The 17099-nt window shown below is 63.8% G+C and carries 15 protein-coding genes; 6 read left to right on the forward strand and 9 right to left on the reverse strand.

Annotated elements, in window-relative coordinates; all coding sequences use genetic code 11:
* Positions 1–6 precede the first annotated feature (6 nt).
* From bamA to ACQY5B_RS11915, 8 genes are all read right to left on the reverse strand, one after another.
* Positions 7–2373: an outer membrane protein assembly factor BamA gene (bamA, locus tag ACQY5B_RS11880; RefSeq protein ID WP_500862036.1), complete on the reverse strand. Its 2367-nt coding sequence runs from the start codon at positions 2371–2373 to the stop codon at positions 7–9.
* 333 nt (positions 2374–2706) lie between these two features.
* Positions 2707–4047: an RIP metalloprotease RseP gene (rseP, locus tag ACQY5B_RS11885; protein WP_420325121.1), complete on the reverse strand. Its 1341-nt coding sequence runs from the start codon at positions 4045–4047 to the stop codon at positions 2707–2709.
* Between the two features lie 35 nt (positions 4048–4082).
* Positions 4083–5261, reverse strand: a complete 1179-nt coding sequence (gene dxr / locus ACQY5B_RS11890; RefSeq protein WP_420325120.1) for a 1-deoxy-D-xylulose-5-phosphate reductoisomerase — start codon at positions 5259–5261, stop codon at positions 4083–4085.
* The gene (locus tag ACQY5B_RS11895; protein WP_420325119.1) at positions 5258–6043 is read right to left on the reverse strand and encodes a phosphatidate cytidylyltransferase; all 786 of its coding nucleotides are present in this window, start codon (positions 6041–6043) and stop codon (positions 5258–5260) included. Before ACQY5B_RS11895 ends, dxr begins: the two co-directional genes overlap by 4 nt.
* The gene (uppS, locus tag ACQY5B_RS11900; protein WP_305970873.1) at positions 6040–6765 is read right to left on the reverse strand and encodes an undecaprenyl pyrophosphate synthase; all 726 of its coding nucleotides are present in this window, start codon (positions 6763–6765) and stop codon (positions 6040–6042) included. The genes ACQY5B_RS11895 and uppS overlap by 4 nt, the downstream gene beginning before the upstream one ends.
* Positions 6766–7099: 334 nt before the next feature.
* Positions 7100–7663, reverse strand: a complete 564-nt coding sequence (gene frr, locus ACQY5B_RS11905) for a ribosome recycling factor (protein WP_305970872.1) — start codon at positions 7661–7663, stop codon at positions 7100–7102.
* Positions 7664–7783: 120 nt separating this feature from the next.
* The gene (locus ACQY5B_RS11910; protein ID WP_420325117.1) at positions 7784–8422 is read right to left on the reverse strand and encodes a class II aldolase/adducin family protein; all 639 of its coding nucleotides are present in this window, start codon (positions 8420–8422) and stop codon (positions 7784–7786) included.
* A gap of 15 nt (positions 8423–8437) precedes the next feature.
* Positions 8438–8572: a hypothetical protein gene (locus ACQY5B_RS11915; protein WP_420325116.1), complete on the reverse strand. Its 135-nt coding sequence runs from the start codon at positions 8570–8572 to the stop codon at positions 8438–8440.
* A gap of 181 nt (positions 8573–8753) precedes the next feature.
* Between ACQY5B_RS11915 and ACQY5B_RS11920 the strand changes: the two genes are divergently transcribed.
* Positions 8754–9710, forward strand: a complete 957-nt coding sequence (locus tag ACQY5B_RS11920; protein ID WP_420325115.1) for a GlxA family transcriptional regulator — start codon at positions 8754–8756, stop codon at positions 9708–9710.
* Positions 9711–9789: 79 nt separating this feature from the next.
* Here ACQY5B_RS11920 and pyrH read toward each other — a convergent pair whose 3' ends face one another.
* Complete coding sequence (pyrH, locus tag ACQY5B_RS11925; RefSeq protein WP_305970869.1) at positions 9790–10566, reverse strand: UMP kinase; 777 nt, start codon at positions 10564–10566, stop codon at positions 9790–9792.
* A gap of 109 nt (positions 10567–10675) precedes the next feature.
* On the opposite strand from pyrH, the gene miaA reads away from it, so the two are divergent.
* The 5 genes from miaA (at position 10676) to ACQY5B_RS11950 (ending at position 17084) form a co-directional block, all read left to right on the forward strand.
* Positions 10676–11581 (forward strand): tRNA (adenosine(37)-N6)-dimethylallyltransferase MiaA, encoded by a 906-nt coding sequence (gene miaA / locus ACQY5B_RS11930; protein WP_420325114.1) that lies wholly within the window; start codon positions 10676–10678, stop codon positions 11579–11581.
* 29 nt (positions 11582–11610) lie between these two features.
* Positions 11611–12435 (forward strand): AraC family transcriptional regulator, encoded by an 825-nt coding sequence (locus ACQY5B_RS11935; RefSeq protein WP_305970867.1) that lies wholly within the window; start codon positions 11611–11613, stop codon positions 12433–12435.
* Positions 12436–12690: 255 nt separating this feature from the next.
* Complete coding sequence (locus ACQY5B_RS11940) at positions 12691–14352, forward strand: ABC transporter substrate-binding protein (RefSeq protein ID WP_420328654.1); 1662 nt, start codon at positions 12691–12693, stop codon at positions 14350–14352.
* Positions 14353–14485: 133 nt separating this feature from the next.
* A complete protein-coding gene (locus ACQY5B_RS11945; protein ID WP_305970865.1) occupies positions 14486–15622 on the forward strand; it encodes an ABC transporter permease in 1137 nt (378 codons plus the stop codon).
* A 10-nt stretch (positions 15623–15632) separates the two neighbouring features.
* A complete protein-coding gene (locus tag ACQY5B_RS11950) occupies positions 15633–17084 on the forward strand; it encodes an ABC transporter permease (protein WP_420325113.1) in 1452 nt (483 codons plus the stop codon).
* Positions 17085–17099: the final 15 nt, after the last annotated feature.

Genomic DNA, 17099 nt, shown 5'->3' on the forward strand with positions numbered 1-17099 from the left:
CTCGCCTCAGAACTGCGTCGAGATCGTCAGGTTGAAGTTCTGCGGCTCGTCCCACTTGTTCTTCTTCAGCGCCTCGGTGAAATTCAGGCGCAGCGGGCCGATGGCGCTGTTCCAGAAGATCGAGAAACCGACCACATGGCGCGCTTCGAAGCCTTCGGACACGATGGAACCCGTGGCACTGCTCTTGAAGCTGTCGCTCAACCCCCAGACAGAGCCGACATCGTAGAACAGACCGCCGGTGATCCCGTATTCTTCGGGCAGACCAAGCGGGAATTCGGCCTCGAAGCGGGCAACTGCGAAGAAGTTACCGCCGAGCGCGTCATCGACGCCACCACCCACCTCGCGCGGCCCGATGCCGCCGGAGGCAAAACCACGCATGATGTCCGGTCCCACCAGGAAGCGGTCGGTCACGCGGCTGGTGCCCTTGGTATAGTTCAGCGCCCCGCCTTCAAGCGTGGCACGCAGGGTCACTTCCTCGTTCCAGACCAAGGTCTGAGCAACGGCCTTCGCGCTCGTCTTGATGAAGGTCCGGTCGCCGCCCAAGCCGGCGAAGTCCTGACCAAACTCGAACCGGTAGCGGGTGTTCGGGTCCAGTCCCTTGCGTTGCGTGTCGAAGATGTAGGTATAGCCCACCGAACTGTCGAACCGCCCACCGTCGTTCAGCTCGGCATTGATGACGCCCCCCACGCTGGTATCAACAGCGGTGATTTCGCCGTAGTTCAGCTTGTAGCGCAGCTGCAGACGCGACTGTTCGGCCACGGGAAATTCCAGGAAAGGCTGGAATACGCCGGTCGCCGTATCGAAGTCAGCGTTGTCGTTGTCGGTCTCGGTATAGGCCAAGGTGAAGCCCAGCGAAAGATCGCGGCCAAAAAGCCCGGGTTCGACAAAGCGCAGACCGTATTGCTGGGTATCCGCGGCGGTGTTGATCCGGAAGCTGAAGGACTGACCACGGCCCAAGAAATTACGTTCGGAGAAGCTGAACGCCGCACCGAAGCCGTTCTGCGTGGAATAGGAGCCACCGAAGCTGATCGAGCCGGTCGGTTTTTCCTCAACGTCAACGTCGACGACCACCTGCTGCGGGCTGGAACCTTCGCGGGCCTCGACATCGGCCTTGTTGAAGAAGCCAAGCGCGCGGATGCGTTCAGCGCTTTCGCGAATTGCACGCGGGTTGAACGGATCACCCTCGACCACCTCGAACTGGCGACGGATGACACGATCCAGCGTGGTGGTGTTGCCCTCGATGTCGATGCGTTCGATGAAGATACGCTCGCCACGCACGAGGCGGAAATCGACGTCCAGCGTCAGATCGCGGTCGTTGCGCGTGACCCGCGGTTCGACCCGGACAAAGTTGAGGCCAAGGTTCACCGCAAGCTTTTCAAGACGCGCGATCTCGTTCTCGACCAGAGAAGGCGAATAGACCTTGCCTTGACGCATGCGCACCTTGCTGCGGAACAGATCGGCGTCGACGTCGGACAGGTCGGAAGTCACCGTCACTTCACCAACCCGGAACTGCTGGCCTTCCTCGACGTTGATCGTCACGAAATAGGCGTCGCGTTCTTGGCTGAGTTCCGCGTTCACGCCTGTGATGCGGAAATCGACATAGCCACGCGATGCATAGAAGTCGCGCAACAACTGCTGATCGAATTCCAGGCGATCCTCGATGAAGGTATCCTTGCGGATCACGGCACGCAGCAGGCCGGCCTGCTTGGTTTCGAGCACGCGGCGCAGGCGACGATCGGAAAACTTGCCGTTTCCGACAAAACCAATGCGCTCGACCTCGGCGACACCGCCCTCGAAGACCTCGAACACCAGGTCGACGCGGTTGTCGCTGCGGCGGATGACCTTCGGCGTGACACGCGCGGCAAGGCGGCCTTGCACCTCGTATGCACGGCTGACCGCAAGCGCGTCCGCCTCTGCGACACCGGGGCTGAAGACGCGGCGCGACTGCGACTGGATCGCCTGTGCCAGGTCTTCGTCCTTGATACGGCGATTGCCCTCGAAGGTGATGCGGTTGATCGTGGGATATTCGACGACGCGTATGGTCAGGCGCGAACCCTGAGGGACAATCTCGACGGTCTCGAACAGACCGGAGCCGAGGATCCGCTGGTAGGCATCGTTGAGTTCGGCCGCGGAAACCCGCTGGCCGCGTGCGATTCCGGCGTAGGACAGGATCGTGCCCGGTTCGACGCGGCGGTTGCCCTCGATATTGACCGAGTTGAAGACGTAGCTCTGGGCATAGGCGACTTGCGGGATCGTGGCGACCCCCGCACCCATTGCCACGGCGAAACTCAGGCACACCGCCCGAGTTGCGTTGGCAACCTGATAACCCCTTGCAAGACCCGGCGCTTTACGCGCGGAAATGCCTTTCGCCATGTTCGCAATCCACTTTGACATCCCAAGGTCGTGAGTATCGGGAATGCCGGTGCTTGTCAAAAGCTCGGGGGCGCGAATTTGAGTAACTGTAGCCTGTCAGCGACTAGTGCAGGACAGACCCCAGCCAGCCCCCGAAAAACAAGGCGAAGACAAGGGTGCAGATATACAGCAGGCGGTCCCAGTTTATGGTGACCAGCAAGCTCATGCTTCTGTATCCGGCTTGGATCGCGGTCATGGAATCGGTCCTCGGTTGCGTATGCGGACACAGCACTACCGGGTGATTCAGGCAGGAGTTGGGCAAACCCCTGCCGGGAATGTGTCAGCCCCACACCATCAGGGGCAGAAAAGGTCGTTCGACAAGGCAAAGACCATCAGCCCCAGAACCAGCGTCAGGCCGATCGACATCAGCACCTTGAGCGCACGGTCGCTTGGCGGGCGCCCCGTGACGGCCTCATAGGCAAAGAACACCAGGTGGCCACCATCCAGCACCGGCACCGGGAAGAGGTTCAACAGACCGACGGCGGTGCTGAGCACGGCGATGAACCAGATGAAGTTCGTGGTGCCCTGGCTGGCCATGTCCCCACTTGTCTCGGCGATTCCGATGGGGCCCGACAGGTTGCAGGTGCTGATCGCGCCGGTTGCCATGTGCCAAAGACCCGAGAGCGAGCCTTCGATGATCCGGCCCACCTGTGCCACGCCGCCGGTCACCGCGCTACCGAATCCGGCGGCCTCTGTCGCCGGTTCGAAGGCGACGCCGCCCACGATTCCGATGCGATAAAAGGTTTGGAAGCCGCCGTCAGGCTGCGGTTCATCCACCCGGCGCGGGGTCATTTCCTTGTTCAGGATCTCGCCATCCCGCCAGACCGTCAATTGCAGGGTCGCCCCTTCAGAGCCTTCGACCCGTTCCTTCAGCTCGGCAAATGCATGGATCGGCGTGCCGTCGACCTCGGTGATCACGTCCCCTGCCCTGAGGCCCGCATCGCTGGCGGCAGACCGCGGCGCGATCTGCGTGGCCAGCGGCGGATAGGTATAGGGACCGGTGACGGTCATCTCGCGCCCGTCGCGGCGCACGGTGTAATCCAGTTGCTGCTGATGTGGCAACGCGTCGAAATAGGCGCTCATCGTGCCATCCGCGGCATCGGGCAGCGCTGCACCCTCGATGGCAAGGATCGTGTCTCCGGGTTCCAGCTCTTGCTGAGCGGGCAGCGGGCGCAACTCGCCCACGGTCAAGGGTTCCATGACCTCGCCCCGGAACATCAGCACCCCGGCAAAGATGGCAATGGACAGGACGAAGTTGAAGATCGGACCGGCGGCGACCGTGGCAGCGCGCGCCCAGAGCGGCGCCCCGGACATGGTGCTGCGCATCTCGGCCTCGTCCAGTCCCTCGATCGCATCGGCGTCGACACCGCCCGACGCATTGGCATCCCCCCGGAACTTGACGTAGCCGCCAAAGGGAATCGCCGCCAGTTGCCACTTGGTGCCGTCACGATCGACGCGCGACCAGAGCACCGGACCAAAGCCGAGGCTGAAGACCTCGGGGAAAATCCCGGTCTTCTTGCCGACAATGAAGTGGCCGTATTCATGCACCGCGATGATCACCGAAAGCGCGACCACGAAAAAGATCACGGTCCAAAGCGCGCCGCCAAATTGCGGGATCAGGGTCGTCAGGTCCAAACTGCCACTCCACTCAATGTCTAGTTTTGCCGGGTTTAGTTTTGCATGATCGCAACGGCCTCTGCCCGTGCGAGATGGTCCGCTTCGCTGACCTTATCAAGAGTAATACCGGCAGCATTGTGTCCCGCCTGGGACGAAAGCCGGGTGAGCACCTCTTCGACAACGCCCGCCATGCGAGTGAAGGGAATACGTCCCGCGATGAACCCGTCCAGCGCCGTTTCCTTGGCCGCGTTAAAGACCGCGCCCATGAGGCCCCCAGCCTGCATCACCTCACGCGCCAGCCGAAGCGCCGGCCAGCGCGTCTCGCACGGGGCACGGAAGGTCAGCTGCCCCAACTTCACCAGGTCCAGCCGCTCCACCGGCAGCGCCTTGCGCGTAGGGTGATTCAGCGCAAATCCGATGGCATGGCGCATGTCCGGCGGTCCGACATGGGCCATCAGCGCCCCGTCGTTGAAGCCGACCAGCGCATGGATCATGGATTCCGGGTGAACGACGGCTTCGATCTTTTCAGGTTCCAGCCCGAAAAACTCGCGCGTTTCAATCAATTCCAGCGCCTTGTTGAACATCGACGCACTGTCGATGGTGATCCGTTGTCCCATCGTCCAGTTGGGATGGGTTGCCGCCTGTTCCGGCGTTGCGCGCGCCAGATCCTCCAGCGGCCAGTCCCGAAATGCGCCGCCCGAGGCGGTGATGATCACCCGTTCGACAGCCTCCAGGTCCTCTCCGATCAGGGCCTGGAAGACGGCGGAATGTTCGCTGTCCACCGGCAACAGCTGCGCCGCGTTCTCCTGCGCCGTGCGCAGCATCAAGGGACCGGCGCAGACCATGCTTTCCTTGTTGGCCAGCGCCAGCGTTGCGCCTTGTTCCAGCGCCCGCAATCCCGGCTCCAACCCGGCGGCGCCGACGATGGCAGACATGACCCAGTCGGCGGGCCGAGTCGCGGCCTCGACCAGGGCAGAGCGTCCCGCCGCCGCCTCGACGCCGGATCCTGCAAGTGCAGCGCGCAGATCCTCCAGCCGGTCCTCGTGCGCGGTGACAGCGACCTGGGCGCCCAGCATTCGGGCGTCGCGCGCCAGTTGCGCGACATTGGCCCCGCCGGTCAGCGCCACGATCTCGAAATCGTCCCTGTCACGCGCGATCAGGTCGATGGTGTTCTGCCCGATCGACCCGGTCGCGCCAAAGATGGAAACCCTGCGCCTGCCGCCCCCGGTCATACTGCCCCCGGAAACCCAGTGACCTGCCCCGCGATCACGATGAAGACCGCCGCGCCCAGCATCCCGTCGAACCGGTCCATCAGCCCGCCGTGCCCCGGCAGGAGGTTCGAGCTGTCCTTGACGCCCGCACGCCGTTTGATCGCGCTTTCGGCGATGTCTCCGATCTGCGAGGCCATGCTGACCGCGATGGAGACACCGACAAGACCCGGGCCGACCTGGGTCAGGCCGGCAAAGACCAACCCGACAACAGCCGCACCGAGCCAGCCCGCAACCGTGCCCGACCAGGTCTTGGACGGGCTGACGCGCGGCCAGAACTTGGGTCCGCCAAAGGTGCGGCCCGCGAAATAGCCGGCCACGTCCGTCACCACCACGACCACCATCAGCCAGAGCATCCAGATCAGGCCGAATTCATCGCGCAGATCCATCATGGCGTATCCAGCCAGCAGGATCAGCGCGGTAAAGACCGCGTAGGTCACCCCGCCATGTTTCATACGCGAAAAGCCCAGCATCGAGGGCAGCATCAGCAGGGGCAGCGCAAAGGCCGGCGGCAATTCGATGGCGACAAGGGCAACCACGAAGGCGGCGGCGGCCAGAATGTTCCGGCTGCGGACCCGCCCGCGATCACACAGGTGCACAAGTTCCCAGACCATGCCACCACAGATGACCGCGATCAGCAGGTGAAACCAGATCCCGCCCAGCCAGACAGCGGCGATCCCGATGGCAATCATCGCCGCGGCAGAGATCAGCCGCGGGGCAAGGTCCTCCCAACGCGGCTTGCTCATACCTTCACGGCACCGAAACGCCGGTCGCGCCCGCCGAAGGCGGCGCAAAGGCGACCCAGTTCCTCGGGGGTGAAATCCGGCCACAGGGTATCGATGAATTCATACTCGGCATAGGCCGACTGCCAGAGCAGAAAGTTCGAGATCCGCGCCTCTCCGCTGGTGCGTATCACCAAGTCGGGGTCGGGCAGCACATGGGTGTCCAGGTAACGCGGCAGAGTCTCGACATCGATTTCCTCCGGGTCCAGCTTGCCGTCCCGCACGTCCATCGCAAGGCGCTTCGCAGCGCGCGCAACCTCGTCCCGTCCGCCATAATTCAGCGCGATGGTCAGGTTGACGCCGGTGCAATGCTTGGTGAAATCCTCGGCCTCGTCCATCAGAGCACGCAGTTTGTCGTCCAACCGCGGCCTGTCCCCGATGAACCGGACGCGGACGTTTTCCTTCACGAAGGCCTGCATCTCTTTCATGATGTAGCGACGGAACAGGCTCATCAGGCCGGCCACCTCGACCTGGGTGCGCTTCCAGTTCTCCGTCGAAAAGGCGAAGATTGTCAGGTACTTCACGCCGTAATCCGGGCAGGCCTCGACCACCTCGCGGACGCGACGGGCGCCGGCATGATGCCCGAACAGGCGTGGACGGCCCCGCATCGTCGCCCAGCGGCCATTGCCATCCATGATGATGGCCACATGTTTCGGGCCGAGGGTCTCCAGCATCGGTCTGGCCATCAAATTCCCTTCCAAAGCGAAATGCGCGGTATCACTCATAGATCATACCGTCGGTCGATCCAACGCAAAGACATCCACGGTTGAGTAGTCCAGTTTTGCGCGATGGGAAAGGCGCCACTGTGGCAAGGTCTGGCCACAGGCGAGGCAATGCCGGGGTTCAGGGTGGTTCTCTGCAAGCCTGAGGACCCGATCAGCCCCGGCGGAACCTAGCACCGCCGGGAGGCTTGGTCGACCTAAGTCGCACGCTTGCGAAGTGCGGCACTTTTCCGGGAAAGGCCCCGGGACCGCCCGAAACCTTTATGGAAGGTTTCGACTCGCAGCGTGCGATAAGGTGTTAGACCTGCATGATTTCTTCTTGCTTGGTCTCCAGCGCCTCGTCGACCTTCTTGATGTAGGTATCGGTCAGATCCTGCACCTCGGTCTCCCAGAGTTTCTGGTCGTCCTCGGACATGCCGTCGGCCTTGGCCTTCTTGATCTGCTCCATGCCGTCACGACGGATGTTGCGGATCGCGACGCGGGCATGTTCGGCATACTGGCCGGCCACCTTGCCCAGCTCCTTGCGGCGTTCCTCGTTCAGTTCGGGGATCGGCAGCATGATGATGGTGCCGTTCAGCTGCGGGTTGATGCCAAGGCCCGACTCGCGGATCGCCTTTTCCACCTTGCCCACAAGGCCCTTGTCCCAGACGTTGATCGTCACCATGCGCGGCTCGGGGACGTTGACGGTGCCGACCTGGTTGATCGGGGTCATCTGGCCATAGGCCTCGACCTGCACCGGCTCCAGCATCGACGCCGAGGCGCGCCCGGTCCGCAACGAGGCGAATTCCGTGCGCAGGTTGGACATGGCGCCGTCCATGCGGCGCATAAGATCGTCGGTATCGAGTTCGAAGTCTTCGGACATTCGGAGGCCCCTCGTTGATGCATCTGTGCTCGGGAAACACTGGTTAGCCTGACCTTTAACGCAGATCAATCGGCCTTGACCAGAGAGGGCAGCGCGGGCCCGACGCCCACACCGGGGAATTCATCGCAGGTAGACGGGGCTTTCGGCGTCCAGCCGCCGCCGGATCGCGGCCCATTCCAGCGCGCCTTCATAGCCGTACCACTCGCTGACGGCCATGTCAGACAGGTGGCGCTCCTGCTCGGTCTCGGGGATGGTGCGGATCGTCGCGCCGCCCGCCGCCGATTTCTGGACCTCCAGTTGGACGGCACAGGCCTGGTCCAGGTAGAAGCTGCGGAAAAACGCCTCGCCCGCGTCGCGGCCAAAGACAAAGGCCCCGTGCCAGGCTTCGACGATCATCTTCTTGTCCCTGCCCGCCTTCAACAGTTCGGTCAGGAAGTCATCGGTGCATTCGAACTCGTAGTCGGTATAGCCGATCACGTCTCCGCCACCGATCATCAGGTAGGCCTGGCTGTAGGGACCGACCCCCTCGGTCTGCGCGCTGACCCCCATGACCGCCTTGGTATGAATATGCATGATGCAATTCATCGTCGGGTCGGCCTCGAAGAAAAGCTTGCCGATCTCGGTGGCCGAGGGGTTGGGTTCGCCGTTTTCGGGGGTGTGGTTCACCCGGTCGAACCCGACCTTGATGAGGTTCGATGCGGTGACCTCTTCGTGCATCCAGCCATAGTGATGGGTCAGCAGCGCGTCTTCGCCGGGCACCCGCATGGCGTGCCACTAGTTGGTGACATCGGTCAGCCGGTATTTCACCAGCGCGTGATAGATCGCCGCCAGCTCCTGGCGGGCTTCCCATTCCGCGTCCGAGCAATTGGCCGGGCGCATTCCGGTCGGGGTCGGGGTCTGGATGTTCATGGCGGGTCTCCTGGTCTGTGTTGACGGCAGGCTGCCACCCTTAGTCGGCATGTATCGGTCACAAAGTGACGTTTTTCGTGCGAAAATTACCCGCGATGATGTTAGGCCGAGACCCACGGCAACGCGCCGTTAAGATCCCCCGTGCCAGAACCGCAACAATGGCCCCAGCTCTGTTTCCCCCATGCATGTCTGCCTGATCCTCTTCCCCGGCTTCCAGATGCTCGCCTTTGTCTTTGCGCGCGAGGTGCTGCGCGTCGCCAACAAATGCGCCGGGCAAGATCTGTTTACCTGGCAGACGCGGACGGTCAGCGGCGCCCCTGTCGCCGCTTCCGACGGGACAGAAATCGCGGGCGACAAGCCGGACTGGTTCCGCGCGCAGGGCTTCGATCTCGTTCTGCTCTGCGCCGGTTACGACCCGCTGCGCAACCTGCCGATGGGGCTGCGGGCCTTCCTGCACCGCGCCGATTCCTCGGGGGCGACGCTGGGGGGGCTCGACACTGGCGGCATGATCCTGGCCAAGCTCGGCTTTCTCGACGGGCGCGAGGCGGTGCTGCACCACGAAGCCGTGCCCGCCGTGCTCGAGGAATTTCCAGATATCGTCCTCTCGGAAAATCTCTACGCCTTTGACCGCCAGCGCCTGACCACGGCGGGCGGCGTGGCCACGGGCGATGCGATCCTGGCCTGGATCGCGCGGGTTCACGGCCCGGCGCTGGCTGCGAAGACCGCCGATGCGCTGGCGCACGGGCGGATTCGCGATGCCGGAGAATGCCAGAAACTGGCGGTCAGCGCCGATCCGCTGCTGGAACGGATGATGGCCGTCATGGCCGCCCGGATCGAACACCCGATTCCCCTGGAACGGGTCGCGGCGGAATTGGGGCTCAGCCCCAAACAACTACGCCTGCGCTGCCGCAAGGGGCTGAACCAGACACCGGCGCAGGTCTACCTGGGCCTCAGGCTGGACCGCGCCGCCCAGTTGGTGGCAGAGACCGAAAGATCGGTTCTGGACATAGCGCAGGCCACCGGATTCGCATCGCCCTCGGCCTTCACCCGCAGTTATCACGCTCGCTTCGGCGCTCCCCCGCGCAAGCAGCGTCAGGACCGTTTTTCATTGACAAAGGGCAAAGAAACGTCCCTGTAACTCATTGATCTGGCATTCCGCCTCGCGGTCCACGCGTGGACAACCGCAAGGGGGGCGGCATTGAAAATCGGCGAACGCCTCAGGCCGGCGACGGGCCGGGGATGTCCGGTCGGGCCGAGGGTTTCTCGACAACCCGGGTGCAGGTCCCCTGCCCGGCCAGAATGCCGCGGAAGCCGCCCGGCTCGTCCAGCGAAAAGACGATGATCGGCATGTTGTTGTCCCGCGCAAGCGCGATCGCGGAGGCATCCATGACCTTGAGGTTCTTCGACAGCACCTCGTCAAAGGTCACCTCGTCATAGCGCTTGGCCTCGGGGTGTTGCCGCGGGTCCATGTCATAGACGCCGTCGGTGCCGTTCTTGCCCATGACAATCGCCTCACAAGCCATTTCATTGGCCCGCAGCGCGGCGGCGGTGTCAGTGGTGAAATAGGGGTTGCCGGTGCCGGCGGCAAAGATGCAGACCCGCTTCTTCTCCAAGTGGCGCACGGCGCGGCGGCGGATGTAGGGCTCGGCCACTTCGTCCATGCGGATCGCGCTGATGACCCGGGTGAAGACGCCAAGTCCCTCCAGCGCCGATTGCATCGCAAGGGCGTTCATCACCGTGGCCAGCATCCCCATGTAGTCGGCGGTCGTCCGTTCCATCCCCTGCGCGCTGCCCGCCAGCCCGCGAAAGATGTTGCCGCCCCCGATGACCATGCAGATCTCGACCCCCAGTTCCTGGACCGCCTGCACTTCCTTGGCGATGCGCTGAACGGTCGGCGGGTGCAGGCCAAAGCCCTGGTCTCCCATGAGTGCCTCCCCCGAAATCTTGAGCATCACGCGTTTGAAAGTTGTTTGCGGGGTGCCGGCTTCGGTCATGTTGCGCTCCGTCGTGGCGGGGATATGATCGCGCGCATATGTGGCGGAAAACCGGTCGGGCTGCAATGGCCCAGCGGCGCTGCCGGGCAGGACCGGGACAGGCAACCCAATGCGTGACAAATCGGCAATCGAGGAATGCCTTGCGGCCTGCGTGCCGGATCGCCCCGTACTGATCGCCGGCCCAACCGCTAGCGGCAAGTCCGCCCTGGCACTGGCCATCGCCGAACGACAGGGCGGAATCATCGTCAACGCCGACGCGATCCAGGTGTTCTCGGACTGGCGCGTGCTGACCGCACGCCCCTCGGCAGAGGACGAGGCCCGAGCGCCGCACGCGCTGTATGGCCACGTTCCCGGCCATCGTGCCTACAGCGTCGGTGAATGGCTGCGCGAGGCAGCGGTCTTTCTGAACGCCCCCGAACGCCCGATCTTTACCGGCGGCACCGGGCTGTACCTGACCGCGCTCACAGAAGGACTGGCAGACATCCCGCCGACCCCGCCTGACGTCAGGGTCGAGGGCGAGGCCCTGCTGGCAGACCGCGGCCTGCAGGCCATGATCGCAGACCTGGACGCGGGAACGGCCGGGCGGATCGACCTCAACAATCCTGCCCGCGTTGCCCGCGCCTGGGAGGTGCTGCGCGCGACCGGGCGCGGCCTCGCCGACTGGCAGGCGGACACACCGCCCCCCCTGCTGCCGCTCGACCAGGCCAGCGCATTCGTCGTCGATGCGCCCAAGGACTGGCTGACACCACGGATCGAGCGCCGCTTTGACCAGATGATCGCCCAAGGCGCCCTGGACGAAGCCCGCGCCAATCGACCCGGATGGACCCCGGACCGTCCTTCGGCCAAGGCCATCGGCGCGGCGGAACTCATGGCCCATCTCGATGGGGACATGACCCTGGCAGAAGCCACCCGGCGCGCCACCATCCTGACCCGGCAATTCGCCAAGCGGCAGCGCACCTGGTTCCGCGCCCGCATGCGCTGCTGGCACAGCCTGCCAGCCCGGGAACTGGCCTGATGTCGCGGCCCGGCTTCCTGAAAAGGCCAATGCCGCCCGCCCCGCCACGCCCCAAGGGCGAGGTCCGGAGCGGTTCCTACGCGCTGGAGGTTCAGGCCGCGCCCTGGAAATTCACCCTGTTGCACGACCGGCCGGAGGATATCCTGCTCTGGGTGACGCGTGGACAGGGTCGTGTCATCGTCAACGGCATTCGGCGCGGCATTTCGACCAACAACGCGTTGTTCCTGCCCGCGGGTACGCTGTTCTCGGTCGAGATGCAGCAAGGCACACAGGCGCTGTTCGTCCAGAGCCCGGCGGGGCTCAGCCCATACATGCCCCATGCGCCGCTGCTGCTGCGAGTGCGCGACAGCCTCTCGCAGGCGGAACTGACCGGCACCATCGACGCGATGAACCGCGAGACGACCCAGAAACGCCCCATGCTGCAAGAGGCGCTGGCCGCTCATGTCGGGCTGATCGCCGTCTGGCTGCACCGACAGGTGCAGGCCGGCGCGACCGATACCCCGCCCGAAAGCGCGGCGCAGCGGCTTGTCCGGCGCTATGCCGAGGCCGTCACACGAGAGTTCCGCCAACCCAAGGCCATGGGCCTGTATGCCGAGGCCCTGGACGTCACACCGACCCATCTCAGCCGGGTCTGCCGCGGCTGCTGCGGCAAGACCGCCGCGGACATCCTGACCGAGCGCAAGCTGCACGCCGCGCGGCTGGCGCTGGAAAGCCCGGCGCCCGCGGTCAAGGAGGTGGCAAGGTCCCTGGGCTTTGCCTCGCCGGCCTATTTTACCCGCTTCATCCAGAACCATACGGGGCACACGCCATCGGCCCTGCGGGCAGCAACACGGCGTTCACCTGCACGGGCCTGAACGGGGCGCTTTCTCCGCTGTATCGCGGGGTCGTGTCTTGCACTTGGGGCCGTGTCGCTTTTGAATAAGCCCCATGTCGGTTTTTGACCTCAAAAGGACGATAGCGGGCGTTGACTAGGCAAGCTTTCTCGTGCGCAATGACGTGCAGCGTGGGGCCACGACGCCGGGAACAACAAAGTTCCCCAACGAAAAAGGCCGACCAACCGGACCCCCGGCTGATCATAGGACTGTCACAGGGAGAAAAATATGACATCGATGGACAACCTGCAGCGGGTGCACCCGGCTGCGAAGATGTACGCCAAGGAATTCAAGCAGGGTCTGCTGGACCGGCGTGAATTCCTGGCGCGCACCACCGCGCTGGGCCTGACCTCTGCGGCGGCCTACGCTCTGGGCGGCCTGCACCAGCCCGCGCAGGCTGCGGCCCATGCACAGCAGGGTGGCACGATCCGCTACCAGATGGAGGTTCGCGCGCTCAAGGATCCGCGCACCTACGACTGGACGCAGATCGCGACCTTTACCGCCGGCTGGCTGGAGTATCTTGTCGAGTACAACAACGACGGTTCGTTCGAACCCATGCTTCTGGAAAGCTGGGAGGCCAACGAGGACGCCACCGAATACACCCTGAAGGTCCGCCAGGGCGTGAAATGGAACAACGGGGACGATTTCACCGCCGAGGACGTGGCCCGCAACATCACGATGTGGTGCGAAAGCGAAGTCGAGGGCAACTCGATGGCCGCGCGCATGGGGTCGCTGATCGATCCCGACACCAAGCAGGCCGCCGAAGGCGCCATCGAGGTGGTCGACAGCCACACGGTCAAGCTGCGCTGCTCGTCGCCCGACATCACCATCATTCCCGGCTTCGCCGACTACCCGGCGGCCGTCGTGCATTCGAGCCATGATCCCAACAACATGCTGGCCAACCCGATCGGCACCGGCTTCATGCTGCCGGAAAGCCACGAGGTCGGCGTCAAGGGCGTGTTGGTGCGCAACGAGGACCACGAATGGTGGGGCTATGCCGCCGGCAAGGGTGGCTTCATCGACCGCATCGAGTTCATCGACTACGGCCAGGACCCGGCGGCCTTCATCGCCGCCTTCGAGGCCGAAGAGATCGACATGAACTGGGAGTCGGTGGGCGAATTCGTCGACATCTTCGACAGCATCGGCCTGACGCGCTCCGAGATCCCCTCGGGCTTTACCATCGTGATCCGCCCGAACCAGCTGGCCGAGGATGCCGACGGCAACAAGATCTACGGCGACAAGCGTGTGCGTCAGGCCCTGGCCATGGCGGTCGACAACAATGTCTGCCTGGAGCTGGGCATGGCCGGCTACGGCATCCATGCCGACAACTGCCACGTCGGCCCGATGCACCCCGAGCACGATGCCTCCGTCACTCGCATTCCGCATGATCCGGCGCGCGCGCTGGAACTCATCAAGGAAGCGGGCATGGAAGACTTCGTGCACGAGGTCCAGTCCATCGACGACGACTGGCGCCGCAACACCACCGCCGCCGTGGTCGCCCAGCTGAACGACGCGGGCATCCAGGCCACGCACACGGTGTTGCCGGGATCGACCTTCTGGAACGACTGGACGAAATACCCGTTCTCGTCGACCAACTGGAACCACCGTCCGCTGGGCACGCAGGTTCTGGCCCTGGCCTATACCTCGGGCGCGGCCTGGAACGAGAGCGGCTTTGCCAACGCCGAATTCGACGCCCTGCTGGCCGAGGCGAACTCGATCGCCGATGCGGACGAACGCCGCGAGGTCATGGGCAAGCTGCAGGCGATCATGATCGAGGAAGGCGTGACCATCCAGCCGTACTGGCGGACCGCGATGCGCCACCACCGCGACAATCTGGTGGGTGTGGACAAGCACATCGCCGACCTGCCGCAGATCTACAAGTTCGGCATCAAGGCCTGACGCCTTTTGGCCAGGCGGGCCGCGTGAAAGGATCGCGCGGCCCATATTCGTCCCGGTCCGCGCGATACAAGCGGATCCATCAGCCAAAAGAGGCCGGAAGTCTACCGGTCCAAAGCCACCAACGGGGGCACTAATGGGTCTTTTCATCCTCAGGCGTGTGGGGGTCATGCTACTGACCGCTTTCTGCCTGACGTTCATCGTCTTCGTGATGACGAACCTCTATCCAAACCTGGAAAAACTCGCGAAGTCCGAAGGCAACTTCCGGATGACCGACATCGAGGTCGCCACCTGGTTATCGAACAACGGCTATCGGTCGCCGCTGGACGACCAACTGCTGGCAGACCTGAACGCAGGCCGCATCACCCAGGCTGAGGCCTCGGAACAGGTCAACACCGGCTTTGATCCCCGCATCTTCCGCAACTACGCGGAATGGCTGGGGGTTTACCCGGGATGGACGCGGGTCGACCGGGATGGGAACCAGCGTGGCCGCTGCATCCTGCCCGGCAGCGACCCGGCAGAGGCGCCGACCTTCTGCGGCGTCCTGCAGGGGCATTGGGGATGGTCCACCGTGTCCAAGGCCCCCGTGACAGAGGCGCTTGGCACACGGATGGGAAACACCGGCTTCCTGATGCTGTGCGTGATGCTTCTGATGATCCCGTCGGCCCTGATCGTCGGTGTGCTCGCAGGCATGCGCGAGGGATCCGCCCTGGACCGCACGCTCTCGACCTTCTCGATCACCACGACGGCGACGCCGGAATACGTCTCGGGCGTTCTGTTCATCGCGATCTTCACCTCCTCGGCGGTGGGCCTGAAGTGGTTCAAGGGCACGGCCACCAGCGCGATGGAGAACCCTAACTTCGAGAACTTCTTTCTTCCGGTGCTGACCATCGCGCTTTATGGCATGGGCTACATCGCGCGGATGACTCGCGCCTCGATGGCCGAGGTCATGACAGCGCAATACATCCGGACCGCGCGCCTCAAGGGTGTGAGTTTCGGCAATATCGTGATGAAGCACGCCCTGCGCAACGCGCTGATCGCGCCCTTTACCGTGATCATGCTGCAGTTCCCCTGGCTGCTGAACGGCGTCGTCATCGTCGAGACCCTGTTCCAGTACAAGGGCGTCGGCTGGGAACTGGTCCGTGCGGCGGGCAACAACGATATCGAGATGCTGCTGGCGATCTCGGTGGTTTCGGTCTTCGTGGTCCTGGTGACGCAGCTGATCTCTGACATCGGTTACGTGTACCTGAACCCGCGGATCAGCGTGACCTGAGGAGGCAAGAATGGATCCTTTGACCTGGACCGGCGGCCTCGGGCCCGTCCTTAACCCGATCTTGACCATCCTGGTGCCCGTGTTCGCGGTGGCCCTCGTTGCCAAGATCATCCTGTCCTTCTTCGAGCCGGACACCGGCATCCAGACCAACCCGGACGGCACCATCATCGCCACCGGCGGCATCTGGGGCCTGTCCGCGAAACTGGTGAACTGGCTGGGGCTGGCGCTGTTGCTGGTGGTCCTGGCCTATGTCGTGGTGGGCGCTGCCATGGGTACGGGCGCCGGGATCATCGGCGGCATCAGCCGTCAGTTCATCCCCGTCTGGATCGCCCTTGTCCTGACCTTCGTCGTCTCGATCAATTTCAAGCGCAGCCTCGGCCTCTATGGCAAGCTCTTCGACTCGATGATCGGGATGATCGGTTTTGGCCTGGTGATGTTCTGGGTCTTCACGGCCGTCTTCTACGGCGCGTTCGACATGATCGCGACGCATGATCCTCTGAGCCAGGTCTCCGGCATGAAGAACAAGGTGCCCGGTACACCCTTGCGCGGGGCCGAAGAGGGCGACTTCCAGTGGTATCTCTTTGGCGGTGACAACCTCGCACGCGACATCTTCAGCCGCGTCGTCGCGGGTTCGACCATCGTGATCGCCATTGCGCCGCTGGCGACGCTCTTTGCCTTCATGGTGGGGATCACGCTGGGCTTGCCGGCGGGTTACTACGGCGGCAAGCTGGACACGGCGCTGAGCTTTTTTGCCAACCTGATCCTGGCCTTTCCGGTGATCCTGCTGTTCTACCTGCTGGTGACGCCGGAAATCGTGGCGACGGGCCTGCCGCAGTTCATGGCGGTGGTGCTGTTTCTCTTCCCGCTGATCTTTGCGGGCGTGCTTGTCCACTCGCGCTACCGCACCCAGCCGCAAAAGGATTACATCTGGCTGGCGATCATCCTTGTCCCGATGTTCCTGGTCTACATGTCGGTGATCAACAACCCGGACCCCACCGCCTCCCGTATCACCTTCTGGCCGCTCGATTTCTTCGACGTGCCGGGGGGGGTACTGGTGGTCTTCGTCTCGGTGGTCTTCGTCAACTCTCCCACGGTGTTCCGCATCGTGCGGGGCCTGACGATGGACATCAAGACGCGTGACTACGTGGCGGCGGCGCAGACCCGCGGCGAGCGTCCCTGGTACATCATGCTGTGGGAGATCCTGCCCAACGCGCGCGGGCCGCTGATCGTCGATTTCTGCCTGCGGATCGGCTATACGACGATCCTGCTGGGAACACTGGGCTTCTTCGGACTGGGCCTGCCGCCGGAAAGCCCGGACTGGGGGTCGACGATCAACGAGGGGCGCAAGCTTTTGTCGATCTACCTGCACCCCGCCCTGCCGCCCGCGCTGGCCCTGCTGAGCCTGGTTCTTGGGTTGAACCTGCTGGCAGACGGGCTGCGCGAGGAATCCCTGCGGGATTGAGCACTCGACGGGCAC

Origin of the sequence: Antarctobacter sp. (assembly GCF_965277915.1) — a bacterium.
In the GTDB taxonomy this organism is placed as follows: Bacteria; Pseudomonadota; Alphaproteobacteria; order Rhodobacterales; family Rhodobacteraceae; genus Antarctobacter.